General features: G+C 65.4%; 12 protein-coding genes. 9 read left to right on the top strand and 3 right to left on the bottom strand.

Annotated features, from left to right (window positions below):
• The first annotated feature begins 45 nt into the window (after positions 1–45).
• From H0S73_RS10265 to greA, 9 genes are all read left to right on the top strand, one after another.
• Entirely contained in the window at positions 46–882 is an 837-nt protein-coding gene (locus tag H0S73_RS10265; RefSeq protein WP_181052080.1) for a universal stress protein, read from the top strand.
• Positions 883–898: 16 nt separating this feature from the next.
• Positions 899–1813: an SMP-30/gluconolactonase/LRE family protein gene (locus H0S73_RS10260; RefSeq protein ID WP_181052079.1), complete on the top strand. Its 915-nt coding sequence runs from the start codon at positions 899–901 to the stop codon at positions 1811–1813.
• A 372-nt stretch (positions 1814–2185) separates the two neighbouring features.
• Complete coding sequence (locus tag H0S73_RS10255) at positions 2186–3121, top strand: DMT family transporter (protein WP_181052078.1); 936 nt, start codon at positions 2186–2188, stop codon at positions 3119–3121.
• 110 nt (positions 3122–3231) lie between these two features.
• Positions 3232–4422: a substrate-binding domain-containing protein gene (locus tag H0S73_RS10250; RefSeq protein ID WP_181052077.1), complete on the top strand. Its 1191-nt coding sequence runs from the start codon at positions 3232–3234 to the stop codon at positions 4420–4422.
• Positions 4423–4440: 18 nt separating this feature from the next.
• On the top strand, positions 4441–5208 hold the full coding sequence (locus H0S73_RS10245) for an ABC transporter ATP-binding protein (RefSeq protein WP_181052076.1): 768 nt from the start codon (positions 4441–4443) through the stop codon (positions 5206–5208).
• Complete coding sequence (locus tag H0S73_RS10240) at positions 5201–5926, top strand: ATP-binding cassette domain-containing protein (protein WP_181052075.1); 726 nt, start codon at positions 5201–5203, stop codon at positions 5924–5926. The genes H0S73_RS10245 and H0S73_RS10240 overlap by 8 nt, the downstream gene beginning before the upstream one ends.
• 8 nt (positions 5927–5934) lie before the next feature.
• Complete coding sequence (locus H0S73_RS10235; RefSeq protein WP_425488220.1) at positions 5935–6945, top strand: branched-chain amino acid ABC transporter permease; 1011 nt, start codon at positions 5935–5937, stop codon at positions 6943–6945.
• Positions 6942–8066: a branched-chain amino acid ABC transporter permease gene (locus tag H0S73_RS10230; protein WP_246388812.1), complete on the top strand. Its 1125-nt coding sequence runs from the start codon at positions 6942–6944 to the stop codon at positions 8064–8066. Before H0S73_RS10235 ends, H0S73_RS10230 begins: the two co-directional genes overlap by 4 nt.
• Before the next feature lie 63 nt (positions 8067–8129).
• Complete coding sequence (gene greA / locus H0S73_RS10225; protein WP_181052073.1) at positions 8130–8597, top strand: transcription elongation factor GreA; 468 nt, start codon at positions 8130–8132, stop codon at positions 8595–8597.
• A 344-nt stretch (positions 8598–8941) separates the two neighbouring features.
• Here the strand turns inward: greA and H0S73_RS10220 are convergent, their stop codons facing one another.
• The 3 genes from H0S73_RS10220 to H0S73_RS10210 all read right to left on the bottom strand — a co-directional run bounded on the left by H0S73_RS10220 (position 8942) and on the right by H0S73_RS10210 (position 12276).
• Positions 8942–10417: a sensor domain-containing diguanylate cyclase gene (locus tag H0S73_RS10220; protein ID WP_181052072.1), complete on the bottom strand. Its 1476-nt coding sequence runs from the start codon at positions 10415–10417 to the stop codon at positions 8942–8944.
• Positions 10418–10622: 205 nt separating this feature from the next.
• Positions 10623–11054, bottom strand: a complete 432-nt coding sequence (locus H0S73_RS10215) for a RidA family protein (RefSeq protein ID WP_181052071.1) — start codon at positions 11052–11054, stop codon at positions 10623–10625.
• A gap of 13 nt (positions 11055–11067) precedes the next feature.
• Complete coding sequence (locus tag H0S73_RS10210; RefSeq protein ID WP_181052070.1) at positions 11068–12276, bottom strand: acyl-CoA dehydrogenase family protein; 1209 nt, start codon at positions 12274–12276, stop codon at positions 11068–11070.

Raw genomic sequence — 12276 nt, 5'->3', positions numbered from 1 at the left:
CGGATGGTCTTGCCGAGCGGTGGTTTAAGCGCGACAATAATCCTTATGAAGAGCATCCTCGTCCCGATCGAAGACCACGGAATCGTCGAGCCCCAACTGCGGACCGCCCTGCAGGTCGGCCGCATCTTCGACAGCTATATCGAGGGGATCGCCATCACCCCCGATTATCCGGTCGTCCTGCCGGTGGACATCGCCATCGGCGTTCCCTCCCCCATCACCCCGGAGAACCGGCTCGAAATGGCCCGCGCCTGCCGCGAGCGGTTCGAGGCGTTCATGACCGTGCAGCAGATCGAGCGCGCGTCGGCGGGCCTGCCCGGCCTGGGCTTCGGCTGGCGGCAGGACGGACTGACGGAGGACGCATTCCTCGGCGCCTACGGCCGGGTGTTCGATGTCATCGTGGTCGGACGGCCGGACGGGTCGAACGGCCAGACCCGCCTCTCCACCGTGGAGGCGGCCCTGTTCGAGACGGGCCGTCCCGTCCTCATCGCGCCGCCCCAGGCCCCCAAAACCTTCGCCGAGACGGTTGTGATCGCCTGGAACCGCAGCACCGAGACCGCCCGCGCGGTGCTGGGCGCGATGCCCCTGCTCAAGAAGGCCCGGCGCATCGTCGTGCTCGAACTCGAGGATTGGGGCGTTCCCGGTCCTTCCGGAGCGGAACTCGCAAGGCATCTGCGCATGCACGACATGCCGGCCGAGGCGATTACGGCACCCGATCCCTCGAACAAGCCCGGTGAGGTGATCCTGTCCGAATCCGCCGCTCTCGGATGCGATCTTCTCGTGAAGGGAGCCTATACCCAGAGCCGCTTGAGGCAGATGTTCTTCGGCGGCGCGACCAGCCATATCCTCGGCAACACGACCATTCCCGTTCTGATGGCTCACTGACAGGGTGTCGGGCTCCATGTTCAGAGATGTCGCGGTTGTTCTCGACGAACGCTTCCAGCACCTGTTCAAGGGATCGGCGCGTCTGGAGAAACTGGCGGAGGGCTGCCGCTGGTCGGAAGGCCCGGCCTATTTCCCGGCGGGCCGCTACGTCGTCTGGAGCGACATCCCCAATGACCGCATGATGCGGTTCGACGAAACCTCCGGGGCTGTCAGCGTCTTTCGCCATCCGGCCGGTTATTCCAACGGCAACACCGTCGACCGCCAGGGACGCCTCGTCACCTGCGAGCACGGCAACCGGCGCGTGACGCGCACCGAGCATGACGGCTCCATCACCGTGCTGGCGAGCCATTACCAGGGCAAGCGCCTCAACAGCCCCAACGACGTGGTGGTGAAGTCCGACGGCTCGATCTGGTTCACGGACCCGGCCTACGGCATCGATTCCGACTACGAGGGCCACAAGGCGGAGAGCGAAATCGGCGCCTGCCATGTCTATCGCGTCGATCCGGAGACGGACGATGTCCGCATTGTCGGCGACGATTTCGTCCGCCCGAACGGGATCGCCTTTTCACCCGACGAGACGCTTCTCTACGTAGCCGATACCGGCGCGACTCATGTGAAGGACGGCCCGCGCCATATCCGCGTCTTCGAGGTTAGCCCCGACGGCGGCCTCGCCAACGGCAAGGTCTTCGCCACCTGCACGGCGGGCCTGTTCGACGGCTTCCGCCTGGACGACGCGGGACGGATCTGGACCAGCGCGGGAGACGGCGTCCATTGCTACGACCCCGACGGCACGCTGATCGGCAAGATCCTGGTGCCGGAGGGGGTCGCCAACGTGGTGTTCGGCGGCCCGAAGCGGAACCGTCTCTACATCTGCGCCACCACATCGCTCTACGCGATCTTGCTGCCCGTGAACGGGGCGAAGACGTTTTAGCACGTCGCAACTCGTGTCATCCCCGGCGGTCCTTAAGGACCGGGAATGGGATCCATAGCGCCGAGCGCGATCATGGATTCCTTTCCCTCGCCTGCGGCTCGCCGGGGATGACACCCCACGTCATGGCCAGGCTTGTGCCGGCCATCAACATCTTCAACTCCAACCCTCAGTCCTCATCCTGAGGAGCCGCTGCAAGCGGCGTCTCGAAGGATCCACCAGATAGCCGTGGAGACGCCCTCGTCCTTCGAGACGGTCGCTGCGCGACCTTCTCAGGATGAGGGCTATGGTCAATCACGATGAGGCGAGCGTCGGACTAAGGTCGTGTTCGACAATGCTTGTGCATCATCTTCGCTTCGCTCATGTATGCATCCCATGAGTCACTCCGGTCCGTCCTCCGTTCGAATCGTTCGTTCAGGCACCCTCGTCGGCATCGGTCTGATGCTGCTCGGCGTGTTCATGTTCGCCATGAACGACGTGATGGGGAAATGGCTCGTCGCCACCTATTCGGTCGGCCAGGTCCTGCTTCTGCGCAGCATCGCGGCTCTCATGGTTCTCCTGCCGCTGATGCGGCAGCGCAAGGTGCCCTTCGCCATCCCGCTGCAACCGGGCCTGCATGCGGTCCGCATCACGCTGTCGACGCTCGAGGTCGCCTGCTTCTACTGGGCCGTCACCTACCTGCCGCTCGCCGACGTGATGACTTACTACCTCGCAGGTCCCATCTATGTGGCGGCCTTCGCGGCATTCTGGCTCGGCGAGAGGATCGACAAGCCGCGCATCCTTGCGATTGCAATCGGCTTCGTGGGCGTTCTCATCGCCCTGCGGCCGTCCCCGGCCACCCTGTCCCTGCCGGCCCTCATCGCGCTCGCGGGCAGCCTGTTCTACTCGCTCCTGATGATCACCACCCGCAAGCTGCGGGATACCGACGACGCGACCCTCGTGTTCGGCCAGATTCTAGGCGCGCTGATCTTCGGTCTCGTGGCGGCCCCGCTCGCCTGGGTGACGCCGGGGCCGCTCGACCTGGCGGGCCTGTTCCTGCTCGGCATCGTCTCCATGGCGGCTCATGTCTGCGTCAACCGCTCGCTGAAAATCGCCCCGGCCTCCGTCGTCGCGCCGTATCAATACACGCTGATCGTGTGGGCCATCATCCTGGGCTACCTGTTCTTCGGCGACGTGGTCGGGTTCTGGACGCTCGTCGGCGCGGCCGTCATCTGCGCCGCCGGGGTGGCGCTGATCCTCCTGGAGCGCGAAGCTGCCCGGCGCGGACGCGAGGCGAAGGACATCGAAACGCCCGTGCTGCCCGAGGCCTGAACCGGCAGGGAGCTCCTACGGCGCTTTCCCTGCGGATGGTCCGAGAGTCGAACTTGACAGGGCAGAGGGCAAGGCCGTCAATGATCCCATATAACACGACGGGGAGTTCGATGCGCCTGAAGTTTACCATTGCTGCCGCCACGGCAGGCATTCTCTTTGCCTCCACGGCATTCGCCCAAGACATTAAGATCGCGCTGATCGCCGGCAAGACCGGGCCGCTCGAAGCCTACGCCAAGCAGACCGAGGCCGGCTTCATGATGGGCCTGGAATATCTCACCAAGGGCACGATGGCCGTCAACGGCCGCAAGATCACCGTGATCGTGAAGGACGACCAGCTCAAGGCCGATCTCGCCAAGACGCTGCTGGAGCAGTCCTACAACGACGACAAGGTCGATCTCGCCGTCGGCACCACATCGTCCGCGGCGGCCCTCGCCATGCTGCCGGTGGCGGAAGAGAACGGCAAGGTGCTGATCGTGGAGCCCGCCGTGGCCGATGCGATCACGGGCGAGAAGTGGAACCGCTTCATCTTCCGCACCGCGCGCAACTCGACGCAGGACGCCTATGGGGCCGCGGCCGCCGTTCCGGCCAGCGGCGAGGTGTCCATCGCGACGCTCGCGCAGGACTACGCCTTCGGCAAAGACGGCGTCGCGGCGCTCAAGAATGCGCTCGCCGAGATCCGCCCGAACGCCAAGGTGGTGTTCGAGGAATATGCGCCGCAGAACGCCACGGACTTCACGGCCTCGGCCCAGCGCATCTTCGATGCGCTCAAGGACAAGCCGGGCAAGAAGATCATCAACATCATCTGGGCCGGCCAGCACCCGCTGCCGAAGATCGCCGACCTGAAGCCCGAGCGCTTCGGCATCGAGATCGCGCCCGGCGGCAACATCCTGCCGGCCATGCAGATCTACAAGAACTATCCCGGCATGGAAGGCGCGGTGTATTACTATTATGCCTTCCCGAAGAACGCGATGAACGACTGGCTCGTGGCCGAGCACCAGAAGCGCTACAACGCGCCGCCGGACTTCTTCACCGCGGGTGGCTTCGCTGCGGCATCCGCCGCCGTCACGGCCATTCAGAAGGCGGGCGGCACCGACACCGAGAAGCTGATCACGGCCATGGAAGGCATGACCTTCGAGACGCCGAAGGGCCCCATGACCTTCCGCAAGGAAGACCATCAGGCTCTGCAGGACATGTATCACTTCAAGGTCAAGGCCAACGGCAAGGACGCGAACGACCTGCTCGATCTCGTCGCCACCATCCCGGCCGACAAGATGCCGATCCCGGTCCGCAACAAGCGCTGAGCCCACGTGACCCGACCGATGACAACCACGCCCGCGCTCGAAACGCGCGGGCTTACCATTCGCTTCGGCGGCCATGTGGCCGTCAACGACGTGTCGTGCCGGTTCACGCCCGGCACGCTCACGGCCATCGTCGGCCCGAACGGTGCCGGCAAGACGACCTATTTCAATCTCATCTCCGGCCAGCTGCGCGCTACGTCGGGCCAAGTGCTCGTCGAGGGCGAGGACATCACCTCGCTTCCCGCGTCCGCGCGGGCGAAGCGCGGCCTGGGCCGAGCCTTCCAGCTCACCAATCTATTTCCGCAACTGACCGCGCTGGAGAACGTGCGGCTCGCCGTGCAGAGCCGCGCCGAGGCGGGCTGGTCCCTGTTCAAGGTGTGGAACTCGCGCCGCGACCTGATCGAGAAGGCGGAGGAAATCCTGGAGCGCGTGCGTTTGGCGGACAAGCGCCACATCGCCCCGAAGGCGCTGTCGCACGGCGACCAGCGCAAGCTCGAAGTGGCGCTTCTGATCGCCATGGAGCCGAAAGTCTTCATGTTCGACGAGCCGACCGCCGGCATGAGCGTCGACGAGGTGCCGACCGTGCTCGAGCTCATCCACGACATCAAGCAGCGCGGCGACGCGACGGTGCTTCTCGTGGAGCACAAGATGGACGTGGTGCGCTCGCTCTCCGACCGGATCATCGTGCTGCACAACGGAACGCTCGTCGCCGACGGCGAGCCCGCCGAGGTCATCGCTTCGCCGGTGGTGCAGGAAGCCTATCTCGGCGTGGAGGTCACCCGTGCCTGAGCCCCTGCTCCAATTGTCGGGCGTGCATACGCATATCGGCCCCTATCACATCCTGCACGGGGTGGACTTCGCCGTTCCGGCCGGCGAGCTGACCATGCTGCTCGGCCGCAACGGCGCGGGCAAGACCACGACCCTGCGCACGATCATGGGCCTGTGGCAGGCCTCGTCCGGCCGCATCCTTTTCGACGGCCGCGACATCACGGCGAGCGCCACGCCCGACATCGCCCGCTCTGGCATCGCCTACGTGCCGGAATCCATGGGCATCTTCACCGACCTGACCGTGCGCGAGAACATCGTGCTCGCCGCCCGCTCCGGGCCGGTCGACAAGACCCGGCTCGACTGGATCCTCGGCCTGTTCCCCGCCCTCAAGCGGTTCTGGAACCTGCCGGCGGGCAACCTCTCCGGCGGGCAGAAGCAGATGCTCGCCATCGCCCGCGCCATCGCGGAGCCGCGCCGCCTGCTCCTCATCGACGAGCCGACCAAGGGCCTCGCGCCCGTGATGGTGCGATCCATGATCGAGGCCTTCAAAGCCCTCAAGGCTTCCGGCGAGACGATCCTGCTTGTGGAGCAGAATTTCTATGCCGCCTCGGCGCTCGGCGACAACGTGGTCGTCATGGACGACGGGCGCATCGTGCATTCCGGCGCCATGAGCGACCTCGTCGCCGACACGGCCCTGCAGCAGCGCCTGCTCGGCCTTTCCCTGGATGCGCATCAATGAGCGACCTGATCACCGAAGCCGCTGCCCCGACCGAGCTGCCGCGCGCCAAGACCGATTGGCTGCCGCTCCTCCTGATCCCGGCGCTCGCACTGCTCGCCCTGCCTTTCGTCGGCAGCCCCTCGACCTGGATCACGCTCACCGTGGCGGGGCTGGCCATGGGCATGATGATCTTCCTCATGGCCTCGGGGCTGACCCTGGTCTTCGGCCTGATGGACATCATCAATTTCGGCCACGGCGTGTTCATCTCGCTCGGAGCCTATGCGACGCTCCTCGTGCTCGGACCGCTCGCCGGCTGGGCGACGGCGGATTCCGTCGGGCTCAACCTCGCCCTGCTGCTCCTGTGCATCCTCGCCGCCATGGCCATGACGGGGATCGCCGGCGCGGTCTTCGAGCGCGTCATCGTGCGTCCGGTCTATGGCAGTCACCTGAAGCAGATCCTCGTCACCATGGGCGGGCTGATCGTGACCGAGCAGCTCATCCACGCCATCTGGGGCGCCTCGCCCATCCCGATCCCGCTGCCGCAATCCCTGCGCGGCGCCTTCGTGCTCGGCGACATCATCATGGAGCGCTACCGGGTCGTCGCGGTCGCCATCGGCCTCGTGGTATTCGTCGGGATGCAGCTGATCCTCAACCGCACCCGCATCGGCCTGCTGATCCGGGCCGGGGTCGAGAACCCCGAGATGGTCGAGGCGCTGGGCTACCGCATCCGCCGCCTCTTCGTGAGCGTCTTCATCGCCGGATCCGCCCTCGCAGGCCTCGGCGGCGTCATGTGGGCGTTCTACCGCCAGACGCTCACCGCCGGCATGGGCATGGAGGTGATGGTGCTGGTCTTCATCGTCATCATCATCGGCGGCCTCGGCTCCGTCGGCGGCTGCTTCGTCGGCTCGATCCTGGTGGCGCTCGTCGCCAATTATGTGGGCTTCATCGAGCCCAAGCTCGCCCTGATCTCCAACATCCTCGTCATGGCCCTGGTGCTGATCTGGCGTCCGCAGGGCCTGTTTCCGGTGGCCCGCCGATGAGCACATCCCCCGCCTCTGCCCTCGCCCTTCCCTTCGACGAGACGCGCCGGCGCGGCGGCCTCCTGAACGCGCTCCTCTCGTCCGACAGGCCGCGCTCGAAAGTGCTGAGCGCCATCCTGATCGGCATTCTGGTGCTGCTCGCCGCGACACCGTTCCTGTTCTCCGGCAGCCAGCCGGTCGGCACGGCGGCGAAGATCTGCGTGTTTATCGTGCTGGTCGCGAGCTACGACCTGCTCCTCGGCTATTCCGGCATCGTGTCCTTCGCCCACACCATGTTCTTCGGCATCGGCGGCTACGGCATCGCCATCGCGCTCGAACGCCTCGGTCCGACCTGGGGCTCGGCCGCCATAGGGCTCGTGTCAGCGCTGGCGCTCTCCGCTCTGCTCGCCGTCGCCATCGGCCTCCTGTCGCTGCGGGTGCGTGCCATCTTCTTCTCGATGATCACGCTGGCGGTCGCCTCGGCGGCCGCCGTTCTCGCCTCGCAGCTCTCCGACGTGACGGGCGGCGAGGACGGGCTGTCGTTCCAGTTGCCGCCGGCCTTGCGCCCGGCCTTCCGGCTCCTGTCGGAACCTCTCTTCGGCACGGCGGTCAACGGGCGGCTCCTCGCCTATTACCTCGTGTTCTTCGTGTCACTGGTCGTTTTCCTCGTTCTCCTGCGCATCGTGAACTCGCCCTTCGGGCGCGTGCTGCAGGCGATCCGCGAGAACGAGTTCCGCGCCGAGGCGCTCGGCTACCGGGTCGTGGCCTATCGCACGGCGGCCTCAGTCATCTCGGCGCTTGCCGCCACGATCGCCGGCGCGCTCATGGCCCTGTGGCTGCGCTATAACGGCTCCGACACCACCCTGTCCTTCTCGATCATGATCGACATCCTGCTCATGGTCGTGATCGGCGGCATGGGCACCATGTACGGGGCGGTCATCGGCGCGGCGCTCTTCGTCCTGGCCCAGAGCTACCTGCAGGTGCTGATGGGCGCAGGCAGCGCCGCGCTGGCGGGGATTCCGCTCCTGCCCAACCTGGTCCATCCGGACCGCTGGCTCCTGTGGCTCGGCGCGCTGTTCATCGTCAGTGTGTATGCCTTCCCGGGCGGCATCGTCGGGCGTCTGCGACAAGCCAAGCAATAAAGGTGAGTTCCGGAAACCTTCGGAACCTCGAACCGTTTTCCTCCAAAGAGCGGAGGAGACGTGATGAGCCGTGCCTTTGTTCGTGAGACCGAGGGTGGAGAAGCCTTCGAGGATCTTCCCGACCGGATGATCAGCCCGCACCATCTCGTGACGCCCTCGGGGCTGGCCCAGATGGATACGGAAATCGAGGCCCTGCAGAAACGTCTCGCCGAGGCTCAATCCGCCGGCGACAAGGCGGAAGTGGCGCGCATCACCCGCGACCTGCGCTACTGGTCCGCCCGCCGGGCCTCTTCCGAGATGGTGCCGCCTCCCACGGATACCGCTCACGTCCGCTTCGGCGCCCGCGTCACCTTCGAGCGCGAGGACGGCCGCCGCCAGACCTATCGGATCGTCGGCGAGGATGAGGCCGACCCGGCCAAGGGAAGCCTGTCCTACGTGTCTCCTCTCGCGCAGGCTCTCATGGGCAAGGAAATCGGCGACGTGGTCCCCGTCGGGCAGACGACGGCCGAGATCGTCGAGATCGGGTTGTAGCAGTCTGCTTTCCCACGCCTGTCATCACCGGCCCTGTGCCGGTGATCTCGCTTCCTGCACCCTCTCGCCTCATCCTGAGGAGGTCGCGCATGCGACCGTCTCGAAGGATCCTCCAGTGCACGCTGGATGCTCCTTCGAGACGCAGCCATCCGGCTGCTCCTCAGGATGAGGGTGGAGCATTGGCAATCGAGGCGTGATGGCCAGACCTGTCCCGGCAATTCGGATACGGCGAGACTCGGCGCTTCAAATGATCGAGATCACCGGCACGAGGCCGGTGATGACGACAGAGGGTGATCGTGGCTCCCCTCCCTCGCCTTCGGCTCGACGGGGATGACAACGCAGCTCTACCCCGCGACAGCCGCGTAATAGGCGCGCTTGGCCTCGTACATCAGCAGGTCTGCGCGCTTCACGACCGCCTCCAGCCTCTCGCCCGGCTGGCTCGTGGCGACGCCCATGGCGAAGCGGAGGGGCAGGCCGGTATAGAACTGGTTGTTCACTTCGAGCAGGTTCTCGATGCTGTCCGTCACGATCTTGGCATCCCGCTCGTCGGTTCCAGGCATCAGGAGAGCGAACTCGTCGCCGCCGATCCGCGCCGCACAAGAGGGCTTGTCGACCGCCTTGTTCAGGACCTCGCCGGCGCGGCGCAGCAACGCGTCGCCGGCCGCGTGGCCGAGTTGGTCGTTCGCCGCCTTCAGGCCGTTGAGATCGATGATGACCACGGAGACCGGGAACGGCCCCTTGCGCTCCAGGCGATTGAGTTCGTCAACGTAGAAAGAGCGGTTGTAGAGCTTGGTCAGGACGTCGTGCTTGCCGAGATATTCCAGATAGGCCTCGGCACGCTTGCGGGCCGTGATATCGGTCAGCGCCACTTGGACCAGCGACCAGTCCGTCTCGTAGCCCGGCAGCACGGAGAACTGCAGGTGAAGATGCAGCTCGTCGCCAGCCAGGGAATAATTGACCACCTCGCGCTGCTGGAAAATCTTGCCGTTCCAGAGATCGATCAGCTGCTCCCGGAAGTGCTCCCGCATCTCGTCGCGGAACACATCGCCGAGGCGCATCAGCAGGGTCTGCTTGTCGGGCGCCGAAAAGAGCTCGAGCGTGTGCCGGTTGACGTCGATCACGCGGATCTCGCTCATGCAGCGCGTGACGAATTCCGGATGCACATCGGTGAACACGCGAAAATCGGTGATCCCCTGCCGCCGCACGTCATCGAGGAGGTTCTTGACGCTGCTGAAATCCTCCACCCAGAGAGACACGGGCGAGTGCTCGAACAGGCCGCGGGCGTAGATCTCGCTGGCGGCGAGCTGCCGCCGCGCCGTCTCGCGCTCGGTGACGTCCTCGATGGCGATCAGAACGCGATCCCACCGGTCTTCATGGCCCGGCAGAACGCTGCCCCTGAGCTGGATGTCGAGCCGCTTGCCCGACAGGGTGTAGTTCACCGTGTTGCCGAAGAATTCCGTGCGCCCCTCCCAGAGCTGCACGAGCTCCTCGATGTGGGTCTTCAGCATGTCATTGCGAAAGATCCGGCCGAGATTGCTCACGAGCTGCGGCAGGTCCTCGGCTTCGAACAGGCTGAGGGTCTTGCGGTTCACCTTGATGACGCGGATCTGGCTCGAACAGGCCTCCACGCGGGCCGTGTCCTCCAGGAGATATTCCCGCAGCGACGTCACCCCGGCCTCGCGCCATTGCGAGAGAAGCTCCTTGAGACCGCTGTAATCCTCGAGCCAGAGAGAGACGGGAGCCAGCTCGAACATCTCGGCATCATCGGCGAGTTCGCTCGACGAAGGAACGGTGAACCTGTCGGTTTTGGAGTGCAGCATAGAAGACCTGCGGGTGAACCTGATTCCAGGGGACATTCACCGCAAAGCAACAACGTAATACTAGATCAAAACAGACGTTTTTGTAGGCATTCGTGAAGTTATTAAAGAAGCAGGTTTTCCTGCAACACTTTTGCAAATGTTGCAGGAATTCCGGAACTTTGATGAAACCTTACATGTCCCTTGACGGGAAGAGCTAACGCTTGCTTTAAACGATAGCCGTCGCTTCGATCTCGATCCGGGCGGCCTTCTCCACGAGCCGTACGACCTGAACGAGCGCCATGGCGGGATAATGGGTGCCGAACACATCCCGATAGGCCCGGCCCAGCTCGCGCAGATGCGCGAGGTATTCGTCGATATCGACCACATACCAGGTCAGGCGCACGAGGTGCCGGGGCTCGGCGCCTCCCTCGGCCAGAATGGCCCGGATATTCACGAAGATCTGGCGGGCCTGCGCGACGAAGCCGTCGGCGAACACTTCCTTCTCGTCCCAGCCGACGACGCCACCGGTCACCAGGACCCTCCCCTCGCCCATCATGCCGTTGGAATAGCCTTTCGGCGCCTTCCAATGCTTCGGGTTCAGGACCTCTGGACCATCGTCGGCGTCAGGCAGGGGGGTGCCTTCCAGTGCGGCTGTCATCGTTCTTCCTCCCTTATCGACCGGACGCGGCGCCGAGATCCCGGGCGCGCTGCGCCTCCAGCATCTTCAGGAGTTCGCGCGCGATCACGACTTTCTGGACTTCGGTGGCGCCTTCATAGATGCGCAAGGCACGGATTTCCCGATAGAGCTCTTCGACCTTTACGCCCTTGGTCACGCCGAGCCCGCCGAAGATCTGCACGGCCTTGTCGATGACGCTCTGCGCCGTTTCCGTCGCGTGCATCTTCGCCATGGCGGCCTCACGCGTCACGCGCGGCGCCCCCTGGTCCTTGGTCCAGGCGGCGCGATAGACGAGAAGCGCGGCGCTGTCCACGCCCGTCGCCATGTCGGCGAGAGCCGCCTGCGTCATCTGCAGGTCGCCGAGCGGCGCCCCGAAGAGCTTGCGCGACGAGGCATGCCGCAACGCCTCGGCCAGGGCGCGGCGCGCCAGCCCGAGCGCCGCAGCGCCGACCGTGGAACGGAACACGTCGAGGGTCGCCATGGCGACCTTGAATCCTTCGCCCGGTCCGCCGATGCGGTTTGCCAGCGGCACGCGACACGCGTCGAACCGCAGGGTCGCGAGCGGATGCGGCGCAATGACGTCGATGCGGTTCTCGATGCTCAAGCCGGGCGTCTGCGCATCGACCACATAGGCCGACAGGCCTTTCGCGCCGGGCGCTTCACCCGAGCGCGCGAAGACCACGTAATGGTCCGCGATCCCGCCGTTGGAGATCCATGTCTTCAGGCCGTCGATCCGCACATGACTGGGCCCGTCCGGCGTCACGGTGGTGCTCATGGCGGCGACGTCGGAACCCGCCTCCGGCTCAGAGAGCGCGAAGGCCGCAATGGCATCTCCGCGCGCCACGGCGGGCAGGTATTGCTCCTTGAGCGCATCGGAACCGAACAGGGTGATCGGTCCCGTGCCGAGGCCCTGCATGGCAAAGGCGAAATCCGCCAGACCCTCGTGAGCGGCCAGGGTTTCCCGCGCAAGGCACAGGGTGCGGACATCGAAGGCCGGGGTGAGGCCGCCATAGGCCTGCGGCACCACCGCCCTGAGCCAGCCGCCTTCGCCCAGCCGCCGCACCAGACGGCGGCAGGAGGCGTCGACGTCGTGGTGATCGACCAGAGGTTCGACTTCCCGGCTCGCCCAGGCGTTCAGGTCTTCGGCGAAGCGCCGGTGACGATCCTCGAAGAACGGCCAGGAGAGAAAGCTCGCATCGATCAC

Source organism: Microvirga mediterraneensis (genome assembly GCF_013520865.1).
In the GTDB taxonomy this organism is placed as follows: domain Bacteria; phylum Pseudomonadota; class Alphaproteobacteria; order Rhizobiales; family Beijerinckiaceae; genus Microvirga; species Microvirga mediterraneensis.
The sequence above is the reverse complement of the archived record's forward strand: the minus strand, read 5'-3'. Positions and strand labels throughout refer to the sequence as shown.

Bases quoted from the DNA above. Each gene is read 5' to 3' on its own strand.
- H0S73_RS10265 (WP_181052080.1), top strand. From the start codon at position 46: ATGAAGAGCATCCTCGTCCCGATCGAAGACCACGGAATCGTCGAGCCC.
- H0S73_RS10260 (WP_181052079.1), top strand. From the start codon at position 899: ATGTTCAGAGATGTCGCGGTTGTTCTCGACGAACGCTTCCAGCACCTG.
- H0S73_RS10255 (WP_181052078.1), top strand. From the start codon at position 2,186: ATGAGTCACTCCGGTCCGTCCTCCGTTCGAATCGTTCGTTCAGGCACC.
- H0S73_RS10250 (WP_181052077.1), top strand. From the start codon at position 3,232: ATGCGCCTGAAGTTTACCATTGCTGCCGCCACGGCAGGCATTCTCTTT.
- H0S73_RS10245 (WP_181052076.1), top strand. From the start codon at position 4,441: ATGACAACCACGCCCGCGCTCGAAACGCGCGGGCTTACCATTCGCTTC.
- H0S73_RS10230 (WP_246388812.1), top strand. From the start codon at position 6,942: ATGAGCACATCCCCCGCCTCTGCCCTCGCCCTTCCCTTCGACGAGACG.
- greA (WP_181052073.1), top strand. From the start codon at position 8,130: ATGAGCCGTGCCTTTGTTCGTGAGACCGAGGGTGGAGAAGCCTTCGAG.
- H0S73_RS10220 (WP_181052072.1), bottom strand. From the start codon at position 10,417: ATGCTGCACTCCAAAACCGACAGGTTCACCGTTCCTTCGTCGAGCGAA.
- H0S73_RS10215 (WP_181052071.1), bottom strand. From the start codon at position 11,054: ATGACAGCCGCACTGGAAGGCACCCCCCTGCCTGACGCCGACGATGGT.